Source organism: Pseudomonas sp. S10E 269, from assembly GCF_002798465.1.
In the GTDB taxonomy this organism is placed as follows: Bacteria; Pseudomonadota; Gammaproteobacteria; order Pseudomonadales; family Pseudomonadaceae; genus Aquipseudomonas; species Aquipseudomonas pergaminensis.
In genome coordinates this window covers 4044331-4058395 of the sequence record NZ_PHIJ01000001.1, presented here as the reverse complement: position 1 = coordinate 4058395, position 14065 = coordinate 4044331, and the positions used below count along the sequence as shown (strand labels likewise).

The window sequence follows — 14065 nt, the reverse complement described above, 5'->3', positions numbered from 1 at the left end:
GCTTCTATATAGAAAGAAACTGTTTACCAACGAAAACGCAGCTGCGCCTGAGGCTCGGGTGCCGCAGCCGGCTGGGCACCCTCTGCTACCGGTTGCTGGACCGGCGCCTCGCCCGCAGGGATTTCCTGCAGCTTGGCCAGGCTCAACTGGGTGCGCAATTGATCGGCACTGCCGTTGACGCGATACACAATCCGATTGCCATCCACTAATTGAGGCTGACCACCAAAAGGCTCCAGCAGATGACCCAGCGCGGCATAGCGCTCCAGGGTCATGCCTTGCACTTCGAGCAGTTGCTCAGTGCTCACGCCAGGCTTGACGGCAAACCGCGGGGCCAATTTCTGACTGACCGCCAGCATCACCGCATCGGCCACGGCGCCGGTATCAGCCCCTTGGGCGGTGCCCTGCTCGCTCTTGTCACCCAGCCACAGGCGCCATTTGGCTTGCCATTGGCTGCCTTCCTGGCGCGCATGCACGGCCAGCAAGGCATCGGCGCCGTAGCGCTCGGAGGCGGCGCGCAGTGGCGTGGCGTCGGCGCTTTCCAGATTCGGCGCGGTGGCCACCACCTGCTCATCCAGGTCCCCCAGCGGCAGACGCAACGGCAAGCCACGGTGTTGCGCCGCTCGACGCAGCGCCTGGGCGACGGTTTGGCCATCCCCCACCAGGCTGCTGCCTTCCGTGGAGTCGTTCAGCCACCAGCCGAGGATCGATGGGCGGTTGCTGCCCCAGATTGACAGGCCCGCTTCACGCAGCGCGCGGTCAGTACTCACCGGGTCGAAATCCACTTGCAGGCTTTCCGGCGGGCCGGCGTCGTAGCCGTATTGGCTGATGATTTGTTGCGGGTCTTTGCGCACTGCTGCCAGCCCCGGGCCGTCGGCGGCCTTGGCGTCGCCGGTCAGGCGGATCACCAGGGTCTGCACGGCTCGCTGGGTGGCCTGGTCGCGCTCTTGCGGCGATTGGCTGCTGACAGGTTCAAGTACTTGATAAAGGCCATTGAGGGTTTCGGCATGACTCGCCAGGCTGACCAACGACAAGCAGCCTACAAAGAAGAATTTACACAGACGCATGGAAGATTCCCGAACGACAAATTTAGCGGCTGGAACAGACCGCGTGAACTCGGTTTGGCAAGGCTGTGACCACAGGCACCGGCAAAACATTCACAGGGTCTTGGCAGTTTTTGTACTGTCATAACGATAGCGGGTTAAAGGCTATACCTTAATACGCGCCAAAGCCGAGTCGATTAGCATTTTTTTAACCGGCTTTTTTTGCCTATATGGCCCTGCCCGTCGGCCCGAGGATGGCCGCTGCCCCTCAAGCCTGATAAAATCGCGCGCCTTCGCAGACCGTCAACGGCTGGGGCTTTTACCAAAAGCGCCTGCCCGCTCGGTCGTTACCCCTGAATCCCCCCTAAAGGCCTGGATCATGAGCAAGCAACCCTCCCTGAGCTACAAGGACGCCGGTGTAGACATCGACGCCGGTGAAGCATTGGTCGAACGCATCAAGAGCGTCGCCAAGCGCACTGCGCGCCCCGAAGTCATGGGCGGCCTGGGCGGTTTTGGCGCCCTCTGCGAAATCCCGGCCGGCTACAAGCAGCCTGTCCTGGTGTCCGGCACCGACGGTGTAGGCACCAAGCTGCGCCTGGCACTGAACCTGAACAAGCACGACACCATCGGCATCGACCTGGTCGCCATGTGCGTCAACGACCTGGTGGTATGCGGCGCCGAGCCGTTGTTCTTCCTCGACTACTACGCTACCGGCAAGCTGAACGTGGACACCGCTGCACAAGTGGTCACCGGCATCGGCGCTGGCTGCGAACTGTCGGGTTGCTCCCTGGTCGGCGGCGAAACCGCTGAAATGCCAGGCATGTACGAGGGCGAAGACTACGACCTGGCGGGCTTCTGCGTGGGTGTGGTGGAAAAAGCCGAGATCATCGACGGTTCCAAAGTCGCTGCCGGTGACGCCCTGCTGGCCCTGCCCTCTTCCGGCCCGCACTCCAACGGTTACTCGCTGATCCGCAAGATCATCGAAGTATCCGGCGCCGAGATCGAGAACACCCAACTCGACGGCAAGCCGCTGACCGACCTGCTGATGGCCCCGACCCGCATCTACGTCAAGCCACTGCTCAAGCTGATCAAGGACACTGGCGCCGTCAAGGCCATGGCCCACATCACCGGTGGCGGCCTGCTGGACAACATCCCGCGCGTGCTGCCAAAAGGCGCCCAGGCCATCGTTGACGTGGCCAGCTGGCAGCGTCCGGCAGTATTCGACTGGCTGCAAGAGAAAGGCAACGTCGACGAAACCGAAATGCACCGCGTGCTGAACTGCGGCGTCGGCATGGTCATCTGCGTGGCTCAGGAGCATGTTGAAACCGCGCTGAACGTCCTGCGTGAAGCCGGCGAGCAGCCTTGGGTCATTGGCCAGATCGCAACCGCTCCGGAAGGCGCGGCCCAGGTTGAACTGAAGAACCTCAAGGCTCATTGATGTCTCAGACCTGTGATGTCGTGGTGCTGCTTTCCGGCACCGGCAGCAACTTGCAGGCCTTGATCGACAGCACGCGCCCCGGCGACAGCCCGGTGCGCATCGCTGCGGTGATCTCCAACCGCAGCGACGCCTACGGCCTGCAACGCGCCAGGGACGCAGGTATCGACACCCGCTCCCTGGACCACAAGGCATTCGACGGCCGCGAAGCCTTCGACAGCGCCCTGATCGAACTGATCGACGCCTTCAACCCCAAACTCGTGGTACTCGCCGGCTTCATGCGCATCCTCAGCGCTGATTTCGTGCGGCATTACGAAGGGCGCCTGCTCAACATCCACCCTTCCCTGCTGCCCAAGTACAAAGGCATGCACACGCACCAGCGTGCGCTCGACGCCGGCGACAGCGAGCATGGCTGCAGCGTGCACTTTGTCACCGAGGAACTCGATGGCGGGCCTCTGGTCGTACAGGCAGTGGTTCCGGTAGAGTCTGACGACTCGGCGCAGAGCCTTGCGCAACGGGTTCACACCCAGGAACACAGGATTTACCCGCTGGCGGTTCGCTGGTTTGCCGAGGGGCGGTTGATTCTCGGTGACCAGGGTGCATTATTGGACGGTCAGTTACTTGCGGCCAGCGGCCACTTGATTCGAACCTAGGAGATTTTATGCGTCGCGCCCTGCTCTTCGCTTTTGCGCTGTTCGCCTTGCCTGCCGTGCAAGCAGCAGACCTTCACCCTTTCTCCGTAAGCTACACCGCCGACTGGAAACAGTTGCCCATGAGTGGCTCGGCTGAACGCAGCCTGGCCAAGAATAGCGATGGCTCCTGGACCTTGAACTTCAAGGCTTCCATGATGATCGCCAGCCTGACCGAAACCAGCGTGATCCAGTTTGACAAGGACACCCTGCAACCGAAGAGCTACACCTTCGAACGCGGTGGCCTGGGCAAGGCGAAGAAGATCAACCTGGACTTCGACCAGACCGCGAAGAAAGTCACTGGCTTTGAAAACAAAGACGCCGTCAACGTGGCCCTGCAAAGCGGCATGCTCGACAAGTCGACCTACCAGTTGGCCCTGCAGCGCGACGTGGCTGCCGGTAAAAAGAGCATGAGCTACAACGTGGTCGAAGGCACCGATGTCGACACCTACGACTTCCGTGTGATCGGCCCGGAAAAAGTCCAGACCAAGGTCGGTTCCATTGATGCGATCAAGGTCGAGCGCGTGCGTGATCCGACACAAAGCAAGCGTATTACCCAGATGTGGTTTGCCAAGGACCAAGGCGGCATCCTGGTTGCCCTGCGCCAGGTGGAAACCGACGGCAAGGAATACAACATCATGTTGCAGGACGGTACGGTTGACGGTAAGGCTGTCAAAGGTAGCTGATCGGTAGATGGAATAAAGAGCCTCGCAGATGCGGGGCTTTTTTTCGTCTGGAGGTTTTGTGTTGACGCGTCTACCGCTATCGCAGGCAAGCCCATTTGGAATGCATTTCAAAATGTGGGAGCTGGCTTGCCTGCGATAGCGACGGCCCAGTCAATACGAGGCTGACGCCTTACGCCAACATGAAACTTTTGTCATAAATCTCAACCTCCTGTGCCGCAACATCACGGTTTACGCGGCCTGTAGCACTGTTGCATTTACCGCAATGAATTGTTGTGCAAAAAGTCAGTTTACTTAGCAAGCTAACAAAACATATAACAAAGGCCTGCGACGACTTGCCGCAGATCCACCAGAGATTGGAGCAAGCAGATGACTGTAAAAGTAACTGAACGCGACGACGAACATATGTCCCACGAAGCGCTGGGCCATGGGATTCACATCTGGGATGTACACCAACAAGACCTGTTGGTCGGCATGTTTCACAACGAGAGCGACGCTCATAATTATAAAAACGAGCTCGAAGCCCTTGAGATGAGACGCCAGGCGCAAGGCTCCTGAGACTCTGAAATTCGGCAGGCATCCAGCCCCACACAGCAGCTGGATTGCCTGCACACAAAAACCCCGCCTTTTGAGCGGGGTTTGTTGTTTCTACAGCCTTACCACATCAGATCATCCGGAATCTGGTAGGCCGCGTATGGATCATCCTCGTCCGGCACCTGGCTCTCCGTCAGGATATTGAGCTGCACGATACGCTCCGGTGCACGCTCCTGGATCTTCAGCGCCGCTTCACGCGGGATCACCTCGTAACCGCCACCGTGGTGCACGATCGCCAGGGAGCCGTTGCTCAGCTTGTTGCGCATCAACGTGTTGACCGACAGGCGCTTGACCTTCTTGTCATCCACGAAGTTGTAGTAGTCCTCGGTGGTCAGCTTGGGCAGGCGCGAGGTCTCGATCAATTGCTTGACCTGAGCTGTGCGGGCCTTGGCCTCGGCTTTTTCCTGCTGCTGACGGTTCAGTTCCTGGTCGCGCTTGACCTTCTCGGCCTGGGCCTCGGCCGCCAGACGGGCCTGGGTGTCATCCGCCTCGATCTGGCCTTTGTGGACCAGGCGCTGCTGCTTCTGTTTCTCTTTGCCGACCTGCTTGGCCTGCTTTTGGTTGACCAGACCTGCTTTGAGCAACTGGTCGCGAAGGGAAAGGCTCATGGTGCTTACTCACTTAGGCAACTGCTCAACCGCAGCTGGACACATTCTTTTCCTGACGCTTGGCTTCGCCCCACAGGGCGTCCAACGTTTCGAGGGTGCAATCTTCTATGGATTGGTGCGTATCGCGCAATGCCTGTTCGATAAATCGGAAACGTCGTTCGAACTTGGCATTGGCGCCACGCAACGCGGTTTCCGGGTCGACTTTGAGGTGGCGGGCCAGGTTGACCGCTGCGAACAACAGGTCGCCGATCTCGTCTGCGATGGCCGCCGAGTCGTTGTCCGCCATGGCTTCGAGCACTTCATCCAGTTCTTCGCGCACGTTGTCCACCACCGGCAAGGCAGAAGGCCAGTCGAAACCGACCTGGCTGGCGCGCTTTTGCAATTTGGCGGCTCGGGACAAGGACGGCAGCGCCGTGGGCACATCGTCCAGTAGGGAGAGCTGCTCGGGTGCGTCGGACTTTTCCGCGCGCTCCTCGGCCTTGATCTGCTCCCAACGCTCCTTGACCTGCTCTTCGCTCAACTGCGGGACATCCAGCGGTGCGTACAGCTCGCCAGTGGGGAACACATGGGGATGGCGGCGGATCAGCTTGCGCGTGATGCTGTCGACTACCCCGGCGAATTCGAAGCGCCCCTCTTCCCGCGCCATCTGGCTGTAATACACCACTTGGAACAGCAGGTCGCCCAACTCACCTTGCAGGTGATCGAAGTCGCCGCGCTCGATGGCGTCGGCGACTTCATAGGCTTCTTCCAGGGTGTGCGGGACGATGGTCGCGTAGGTTTGCTTGATGTCCCACGGGCACCCGTATTGCGGGTCCCGCAGGCGATTCATCAGGTGCAGCAGGTCTTCTAGTGAATACATCGGTCTCTTTCCGCTGAAGTGGGAACGCCAGAGATCAAATGTGGGAGCGGGCTTGCTCGCGAAAGCGGTAGGTCAGCCACTGCATCCGGCACTGACAAACCGCATTCGCGAGCAAGCCCGCTCCCACATTTTATTCCGCGTTTATCCAGCTATTCATGGGGTGCGGTTACGGCGTGTCTCGATGATATTCGGCAACTGGGAAATCCGCCCCAGCAACCGTCCCAATGCGTCCAACCCCGGAATCTCGATGGTCAGGGACATCAGCGCGGTGTTGTCCTCTTTATTCGAGCGGGTGTTGACCGCCAGCACGTTGATCCGCTCATTGAGCAGCACTTGCGACACGTCACGCAGCAAACCGGATCGATCGTACGCGCGGATGATGATGTCCACCGGGTAGGTGAGCACCGGCACCGGGCCCCAGCTGACCTGGATGATGCGCTCCGGCTCGCGCCCGCCCAGTTGCAGCACCGAGGCGCAATCCTGGCGGTGAATGCTCACGCCACGGCCCTGGGTGATGTAGCCGACAATCGCATCCCCCGGCAGTGGCTGGCAGCAGCCGGCGATTTGCGTGAGCAGGTTGCCCACGCCCTGGATCTGGATATCGCCACGCTTGCCCGGCTTGTAGCCGGTGGCCTTGCGTGGGATCAGCTCCAGTTGTTCGTTGCCGCGCTCTGGCTCCACCAGCTGTTGGGCCAGGTTGACCAGTTGCGCCAGGCGTAAATCGCCGGCACCCAGGGCGGCGAACATGTCCTCGGCGATCTTCATGTTGGCCTTTTCGGCCAGCTTGTCGAAGTCCACCTGGGGCAGGCCCAGGCGTGCCAGTTCGCGTTCGAGCAAGGTTTTGCCGGCGGCGACGTTCTGGTCGCGCGCCTGCAATTTGAACCAGTGGACGATCTTCGCCCGCGCCCGCGAGGTGGTGATGTAGCCCAGGTTCGGGTTCAGCCAGTCGCGGCTCGGCGTACCGTGCTTGCTGGTGATGATCTCGACCTGCTCACCGGTCTGCAGGCTGTAGTTGAGCGGCACGATGCGCCCGTTGATCTTGGCGCCCCGGCAGTTATGGCCGATCTCGGTGTGCACGCGGTAGGCAAAGTCCAGCGGCGTAGCGCCCTTGGGCAAGTCGATGGCGTGACCGTCAGGGGTGAAGATATAGACCCGGTCCGGCTCGATATCCACCCGCAACTGTTCGGCCAGGCCACCGATGTCGCCGAGTTCTTCGTGCCATTCCAGCACTTGGCGCAGCCAGGAGATTTTCTCTTCATACTGGTTGGACCCGGCCTTGACGTCGGTGCCCTTGTAGCGCCAGTGCGCGCAGACGCCGAGCTCGGCCTCTTCGTGCATGGCGTGGGTGCGGATCTGCACTTCCAGCACCTTGCCCTCGGGGCCGATCACCGCCGTGTGCAGCGAGCGATAGCCGTTCTCCTTGGGGTTGGCGATGTAGTCATCAAACTCCTTGGGAATGTGCCGCCACAGGGTGTGGACGATACCGAGCGCGGTGTAGCAGTCGCGCATTTCCGGCACCAGCACGCGCACGGCACGCACGTCGTAGATCTGGCTGAAGGCCAGGCCCTTGCGCTGCATTTTGCGCCAGATGGAATAAATGTGTTTGGCACGGCCGCTGATGTCGGCTTCGACACCAGTGGCCTGCAACTCGGAGCGCAGTTGGTTCATCACGTCGGCGATGAAGCGCTCACGGTCGAGCCGGCGCTCGTGCAGCAGCGTGGCAATCTGTTTGTACTGATCGGGTTCGAGGTAGCGGAAGGACAAGTCCTCCAGCTCCCACTTGATATGGCCGATGCCCAGCCGGTGTGCCAGCGGCGCGTAGATGTCAAAGACTTCTCGGGCGACGCGGTTGCGCTTCTCGTCGTCGGCGGTTTTTACCGCACGGATCGCGCAGGTGCGTTCTGCCAGCTTGATCAGGGCGACGCGTACGTCGTCGACCATCGCCACCAGCATCTTGCGCAGGTTCTCGACCTGGCCCTGGGTGCCCAGCACCATGGACTGGCGCGGGCTGAGGCTGGCGCTGATCGCAGCCATGCGCAGCACGCCATCGATCAGCTTGGCCACCACCGAGCCAAAACGCTGGCCAACGGTGGCCAACGGAATATGCCCTTCACGCACGCCGCGATAGAGCACGGCGGCGATCAGCGAATCCTGGTCCAGCTTGAGATCGGCGAGGATCTCGGCGATTTCCAACCCGGTACGAAAGCTTGAAGTGCCTTCGGCCCACAGGTTCTTGGCCGCATTGTCTTGCTGTTCAGACTCACGAGCGAACTCGCAGGCTGCTTTCAAGGCTTCACGGTCCAGTGCCGGGTCGACACTGATGGCATGATCCAGCCATGCCTCGAGATTGATACTGCCGTCGGTGTTGATCGGCTGGTGTGCTCTCACCTGTACCATCTTGCTTACCTTCCCTACGACGCACCTTGGATGCGTCAAAAATCATCGCTGACCTGCTTTACCTTAATAAAGCTTACACACGCTCCCTGGCAGGTCACGGCCTTGGAGAATGCAGGCCAGTCGGATTAAACGGGCATCCTAGCCCGCTTCAAATAACGCCATGGCCTCGACATGCGCGGTTTGCGGAAACATGTCGAGGATCCCGGCACGTTTTAGCCGGTAGCCTTGCTTGACCAACTCAACCGTGTCCCGCGCCAGCGTGGCCGGGTTGCAGGACACATACACCAGACGCTTGGCCTTGAGGGTCGCGAGCTTGCGCACAACCTCCAGGGCACCGTCACGGGGTGGGTCCAAGAGTACCGCAGAAAAGCCCTGTTTGGCCCATTCCGCGTCGGTCAAAGGCTGGGACAAATCGGCCTGAAAAAACTGCGCATTATGCAAATTGTTGCTGACGGCATTCACGGCCGCCCGGTCCACCATGGTCTGCACGCCTTCCACCGCCACCACTTCGCGCACCTGGCGAGCGAGTGGCAAGGCAAAATTGCCCAGGCCGCAAAACAGGTCCAACACCCGCTCATCGGGTTGTGGCGCCAGCCATTCCAGAGCCTGGGCGACCATCGCCGCGTTGACCCCGGCATTGACTTGCACGAAGTCCCCAGGCCGGTAAGCCAGCTCCAGACCCCACTGTTCCAATCGAAAACCCAAGACCGAATCAGCCTCGACCGGTTCCGGTTGGCCCTCGCCATGCAGCCACAATTGCGCGTCATGGAAAGCGCAGAATTCTTTCAACACGTGCAGGTCCGCCTCCGACAGCGGCGCCATATGGCGCAGCAATACGGCGATAGACGTCCCACTGAACAGCTCCACGTGCCCCAGGGCCTGAGGTTTGCTCAGGCGCCGCAGCATGTTCGGCAGGCGCTGCATGATCGGTTGCAAGGCCTGTACCAGCACCGGGCATTCGTCGATGGCGACGATGTCCTGGCTGGCCACGGCGCGGAAACCGACTTCCAGATGTTTCGCCTTGGCATCCCAGCGTACGGCCACGCGGGCGCGGCGACGGTAGCCGAACTCTGGCCCACTCAACGGTGCGGCCCACTCTTGCGGTTCGACACCGGCCACACGGGACAGTTGCTCGGCGAGCATGCGCTGTTTCAGGGCAAGTTGTTCGGCGTGGGGCAAGTGCTGCACGCTGCAGCCGCCGCAGCGACCAAAGTGCGCGCACGGCGCCGGACGGCGCAGTTCGCTGGCCTTGAACACGCGCTCGGTGCGCGCCTCGACGATCTTGCCGTGGGTGCCCAACACCCGCGCTTCGACCTCTTCGCCGGCCAGCGCGCCATTCACAAACCAGGTGCGGCCCTCAAAGAACACAATGCCACGGCCATCATTGGCCAGACGCTCGATGATCAAGCGTTGCTTCTTGCCTACAGGTATCTGCGGGGCCCGACTGCCGCCCGTCGGTTGGAAGCGCAGGCCTCTCTCGTGCTTGGCCATCAGTTGGGCGCGTCGAAGATGCCGGTCGACAAGTAACGGTCGCCTCGGTCACAGATGATCGCGACGATCACCGCGTTTTCCACTTCCTTGGACAGGCGCAACATGCCCGCCACGGCGCCACCGGAGGACACGCCGCAGAAGATGCCTTCTTCACGGGCCAGGCGGCGGGTGGTGTCTTCGGCTTCACGCTGGGCCATGTCGATGATGCGGTCCACGCGCGCGGCGTTGTAGATCTTCGGCAGATACTCTTCGGGCCAGCGCCGGATGCCCGGGATGGCCGCGCCTTCCATTGGTTGCAGGCCGACAATCTGGATCGCCGGGTTCTGCTCCTTGAGGTAGCGCGAGTTACCCATGATGGTACCGGTGGTGCCCATGGAACTGACGAAATGGGTGATGGTGCCCTGGGTCTGGCGCCAGATTTCCGGACCGGTGGTGGTGTAGTGCGCCTCGGGGTTGTCACCATTGGCGAACTGGTCCAGCACCTGGCCACGGCCTTCGGCGGCCATGCGCTCGGCGAGGTCGCGGGCACCTTCCATTCCTTCTTCCTGGGTCACCAGCACCAGCTCCGCGCCGTAGGCAGTCATCGCCGCCTTGCGCTCGGCGCTGCCGTTGTCGGGCATGATCAGCACCATCTTGTAGCCCTTGATCGCCGCGGCCATGGCCAGCGCGATCCCGGTGTTACCGGATGTGGCTTCGATCAGGGTGTCGCCGGGCTTGATCTGCCCGCGCAACTCGGCGCGGGTGATCATCGACAGCGCCGGGCGGTCCTTGACGGAGCCGGCCGGGTTGTTCCCTTCAAGCTTGAGCAACAAGGTATTGCTGGTTTCACCCGCCATGCGTTGCAAGCGGACCAGGGGTGTATTGCCGACGCAATCGGCGATTGTAGGGTACTGCAAGGTCATGGCGTATTCGCAATCCAGACTGCGGGGGCGAACATCATACCGGGAAAGCCTGGCGGGCCATATCACGCAAAGTGCGGTGCTTATGGCTTATAGGAATAAGCAGCAAATCTGTTGCCTGGGAGGACGCTATCGCGGGCAAGCCCGCTCCCACACTAGAAATGCGTGTAGGAGCTGGCTTGCCTGCGATGCCCGCGCCTCGGTCAGCCTGCTAGCCAAGCCGCCCGTCGCCATGATTTTTCTGGAAAACCTCTGCCCCCATCGCCGCAATCTGCCCTTCGATCAATGCTTCAAAGGGCTTGAGCAACGGCTCGAATGACCTAGGTGCTTCCAGCACGTGCAAGGCCTGCACGATGGCTTCAACTGTCGACAACGCCCCCGGCCCTGGCGCCTTGCGCAATCGATAGCGGGAAACAGCGCCCTCCGCCAGCGCTACCCGTGGCAACGCTGCCAGCAACGGATTGAGGTGCAGCAACTTGCGCGCCTTGCGCCAAGTGCCGTCCGGCACCACCAGCAACAACGGTTGGTCGGATGGCGCGTAGGCCCGTAACGGTTGCGCGTCGTCCGCCGGAAACAACAGCCGCGCCTGATAACCGGGCAGGTTCAACAACGTCGGCAGATCCTCGAACACTTCCCCCACCACCAGCTGCGCGTTATTCAAACCCAACGCCGCCAGCCTTGCCGTATTAAGCGCGTGGTTGACCTCGCTCGGGTGCTGCAACAGCAACACACGGGTGCGGCTCTCGAGGCTGGGGATCAGCGCGCACAGGCAATGGGTGGCAGGCCGAAGGCAGCGGGGGCATTGGGGTCTGGACATGGTGATTTCAGGCCTGGTTGAGCTGGGCTTTGAGTAGGTCGCGGAAAGTCTGGATCAGTGGTTCACGGCTGCGACCACGGCGCATGATCATCGAGAATGGCGCCTGGTAGCCGAAGGTGGCCGGCAGCAATACGCGCAGATCCCCTTTGTCAGCCCAGGCCTGGGCGTAGTGTTCGGGCAGGTAGCCGATATAGGCGCCAGAAAGCACCAGGATCAACTGCGCTTCCATACTTTCTACCGTCGCCGCGCTGTGTTTGAAACCGTGGCGCGCCAGTTCAGCCTGGCTCCAGTAGCCGCGACCGACCATGCGTTGCTGGGTGATGACTTGTTCAGGGATACGCCGCTCGTTGAACAGCGGGTGCCGGGTGCTGCAATACAGCCAGTGCTGCTCGCGGTACAGCGGCATGTAGATCAGCCCGCTCATGCGGTTGGAGAAGGCGCCGATGGCCAGGTCGAGGCGGTTGTCCTGCACACCCAGTTGCAGTTCGTAAGGGCTCATCACCGACAAATGCAGGTGCACCGCCGGGTGCTCCAGGCTGTAGGCGCCGATGACTTCGGCGAACGGCAAGGCCTTGTCGCTGACGGTGGAGTCGAGCACGCCGAGCTTGAGGGTGCCGCGCAACTCGCCTTTCAAGGCGGCAGCGTATTGCTCGAAGCCTTCCAGCTCACCCAATAGCCGCAAGGTTTCATGATGGAACAGCTCGCCCTTGCTGGTCAGGCTGAAACCGCCCCGGCCGCGATGGCACAGCACGAGGCCCAAGGCTGATTCCAGTTGGCTCATATACGTGCTGATGGCCGACGTCGACAGGTTGAGTTCGTGCTGGGCATTGGCGAACCCCTGGTGCCGCACGACGCTGACGAAGATGCGCAGGAGTTTCAGGTCGGGCAAGGCATTGGCCATGGGTTCTCCAGAGGCACATACAAAACCTGTGGGAGCTGGCTTGCCTGCGATGCGGACATCTCGGAGCAGCAGGCACACCGAGTTGAGGCCATCGCAGGCAAGCCAGCGCCTACAGATGAACCAGGTTCTAGGTAAGGAGTTTACCTCAGGCAATAGTTTAGAAAAATCTGAACTAAGTATTTGCCCCTGCCGATTCTTTCGTTTCTACGTATTTCGCAGAATCGGCCCCTAATAAACAAAACAACGATGAGGCAATCCCGTGGACAAGATTTTCCACCAACCACTGGGCGGCAACGAAATGCCGCGCTTCGCCGGCATCGCCACCATGATGCGTCTTCCCCACCTGCAAACGGCCAAGGGCCTGGATGCCGCCTTTATCGGCGTGCCTCTGGACATCGGCACCTCGCTGCGCGCCGGCACCCGTTTCGGGCCGCGTGAAATCCGCGCCGAATCCGTGATGATCCGCCCCTACAACATGGCCACCGGTGCCGCACCGTTCGACTCGCTGTCGGTCGCGGACATTGGCGACGTAGCGATCAACACCTTCAACCTGCTCGACGCCGTGCGCATCATCGAAGAAGCCTACGACGAGATTCTCGAGCACGACGTGATCCCCCTGACACTGGGCGGCGACCACACCATCACCCTGCCGATCCTGCGGGCGATCCACAAGAAACACGGCAAGGTCGGGCTGGTGCACATCGATGCCCACGCCGATGTGAACGACCACATGTTCGGCGAGAAAATCGCCCATGGCACCACCTTCCGCCGCGCAGTGGAAGAAGGCTTGCTGGACTGCGACCGGGTGGTGCAGATCGGCCTGCGCGCCCAGGGCTACACCGCCGAAGACTTCAACTGGAGCCGCAAACAGGGCTTCCGTGTGGTCCAGGCCGAAGAATGCTGGCACCACTCCCTCGCGCCGCTGATGGCCGAGGTGCGTGAAAAAGTCGGCGGCGGCCCGGTGTACCTGAGCTTTGACATCGACGGCATCGACCCCGCCTGGGCGCCGGGCACCGGCACCCCGGAAATCGGCGGGCTGACCACCATCCAGGCGATCGAGATCATCCGTGGCTGCCAGGGCCTCGACCTGATTGGTTGCGATCTGGTAGAAGTCTCGCCGCCCTACGACACCACCGGCAACACCTCGCTGCTGGGCGCCAACCTGCTGTACGAAATGCTCTGCGTACTGCCTGGCGTGGCGCACCGCTGATGAGCACCCGCGAGGTGCTGCAAGCCGCTGCCGAGCTGGTGGCGGCCTTCGCCCGCAATGACCGCGCCGCCTACTTCGGCGCGTTCACGGCCGACGCCAGCTTTGTGTTCTACACCCTCCCCCAGCCGCTGCTGAGTCGCGATGCCTACCAGGCGTTGTGGGACAGCTGGCGCCGGGACGAGGGTTTCGAGGTGCTCTCGTGCGTCTCGAGCAACGCCGTCGTCAGCCTGCAGGGTGACGTGGCGATTTTTATTCATGACGTGGCCACCGAGCTGCGCATGAACGGGGAGCAATTCAATAGCCAGGAACGCGAGACCATTGTCTTCAAACGGCAAGGGCTTGGCGCAGAACAACAAGAAGGCCTGTGGCTGGCCTGTCACGAACATTTGTCCGCTATGCCGGAAGGGCTGCCGCCCCCTTAGCCAATGTGATCGGAGCTGAT

General features: G+C 61.3%; 14 protein-coding genes. 6 read left to right on the top strand and 8 right to left on the bottom strand.

Features of this window, described 5'->3' with window-relative positions:
- Positions 1-23 precede the first annotated feature (23 nt).
- Positions 24-1064, bottom strand: a complete 1041-nt coding sequence (locus CWC48_RS18910; RefSeq protein ID WP_078049662.1) for a DUF2066 domain-containing protein — start codon at positions 1062-1064, stop codon at positions 24-26.
- Positions 1065-1419: 355 nt separating this feature from the next.
- Here CWC48_RS18910 and purM point away from each other — a divergent pair, with 355 nt between their 5' ends.
- The 4 genes from purM to CWC48_RS18890 all read left to right on the top strand — a co-directional run bounded on the left by purM (position 1420) and on the right by CWC48_RS18890 (position 4405).
- Positions 1420-2478, top strand: a complete 1059-nt coding sequence (gene purM / locus CWC48_RS18905; protein WP_010208661.1) for a phosphoribosylformylglycinamidine cyclo-ligase — start codon at positions 1420-1422, stop codon at positions 2476-2478.
- Positions 2478-3128 carry a phosphoribosylglycinamide formyltransferase gene (purN, locus tag CWC48_RS18900; protein ID WP_100492377.1) on the top strand — a complete coding sequence of 217 codons (651 nt, stop codon included), beginning with the start codon at positions 2478-2480 and terminating at the stop codon, positions 3126-3128. Before purM ends, purN begins: the two co-directional genes overlap by 1 nt.
- An 8-nt stretch (positions 3129-3136) precedes the next feature.
- Positions 3137-3850 carry a DUF3108 domain-containing protein gene (locus tag CWC48_RS18895; protein ID WP_078049664.1) on the top strand — a complete coding sequence of 238 codons (714 nt, stop codon included), beginning with the start codon at positions 3137-3139 and terminating at the stop codon, positions 3848-3850.
- 366 nt (positions 3851-4216) lie between these two features.
- Entirely contained in the window at positions 4217-4405 is a 189-nt protein-coding gene (locus tag CWC48_RS18890) for a hypothetical protein (protein ID WP_010208657.1), read from the top strand.
- 98 nt (positions 4406-4503) lie between these two features.
- On the opposite strand, the gene CWC48_RS18885 is transcribed toward CWC48_RS18890, so the two are convergent.
- From CWC48_RS18885 to CWC48_RS18855, 7 genes are all read right to left on the bottom strand, one after another.
- Positions 4504-5049 carry a DUF2058 domain-containing protein gene (locus CWC48_RS18885; protein ID WP_010208656.1) on the bottom strand — a complete coding sequence of 182 codons (546 nt, stop codon included), beginning with the start codon at positions 5047-5049 and terminating at the stop codon, positions 4504-4506.
- Positions 5050-5074: 25 nt separating this feature from the next.
- Positions 5075-5908 carry a nucleoside triphosphate pyrophosphohydrolase gene (mazG, locus tag CWC48_RS18880; protein ID WP_100492376.1) on the bottom strand — a complete coding sequence of 278 codons (834 nt, stop codon included), beginning with the start codon at positions 5906-5908 and terminating at the stop codon, positions 5075-5077.
- Positions 5909-6061: 153 nt separating this feature from the next.
- The gene (gene relA / locus CWC48_RS18875; RefSeq protein WP_078049666.1) at positions 6062-8305 is read right to left on the bottom strand and encodes a GTP diphosphokinase; all 2244 of its coding nucleotides are present in this window, start codon (positions 8303-8305) and stop codon (positions 6062-6064) included.
- Between the two features lie 138 nt (positions 8306-8443).
- Positions 8444-9796, bottom strand: coding sequence for a 23S rRNA (uracil(1939)-C(5))-methyltransferase RlmD (gene rlmD, locus CWC48_RS18870; RefSeq protein ID WP_099493558.1), 1353 nt, complete (start codon positions 9794-9796; stop codon positions 8444-8446).
- Positions 9796-10698 (bottom strand): cysteine synthase CysM, encoded by a 903-nt coding sequence (gene cysM / locus CWC48_RS18865; protein ID WP_078049668.1) that lies wholly within the window; start codon positions 10696-10698, stop codon positions 9796-9798. The genes rlmD and cysM overlap by 1 nt, the downstream gene beginning before the upstream one ends.
- A gap of 208 nt (positions 10699-10906) precedes the next feature.
- The gene (locus CWC48_RS18860) at positions 10907-11512 is read right to left on the bottom strand and encodes a tRNA-uridine aminocarboxypropyltransferase (protein ID WP_078049669.1); all 606 of its coding nucleotides are present in this window, start codon (positions 11510-11512) and stop codon (positions 10907-10909) included.
- Positions 11513-11519: 7 nt separating this feature from the next.
- On the bottom strand, positions 11520-12413 hold the full coding sequence (locus CWC48_RS18855) for a LysR family transcriptional regulator (RefSeq protein WP_078049670.1): 894 nt from the start codon (positions 12411-12413) through the stop codon (positions 11520-11522).
- Positions 12414-12672: 259 nt separating this feature from the next.
- Here CWC48_RS18855 and speB point away from each other — a divergent pair, with 259 nt between their 5' ends.
- Both speB and CWC48_RS18845 read left to right on the top strand, forming a co-directional pair.
- A complete protein-coding gene (gene speB, locus CWC48_RS18850; RefSeq protein ID WP_021490873.1) occupies positions 12673-13623 on the top strand; it encodes an agmatinase in 951 nt (316 codons plus the stop codon).
- On the top strand, positions 13623-14045 hold the full coding sequence (locus CWC48_RS18845; protein ID WP_100492375.1) for a nuclear transport factor 2 family protein: 423 nt from the start codon (positions 13623-13625) through the stop codon (positions 14043-14045). The genes speB and CWC48_RS18845 overlap by 1 nt, the downstream gene beginning before the upstream one ends.
- Positions 14046-14065: the final 20 nt, after the last annotated feature.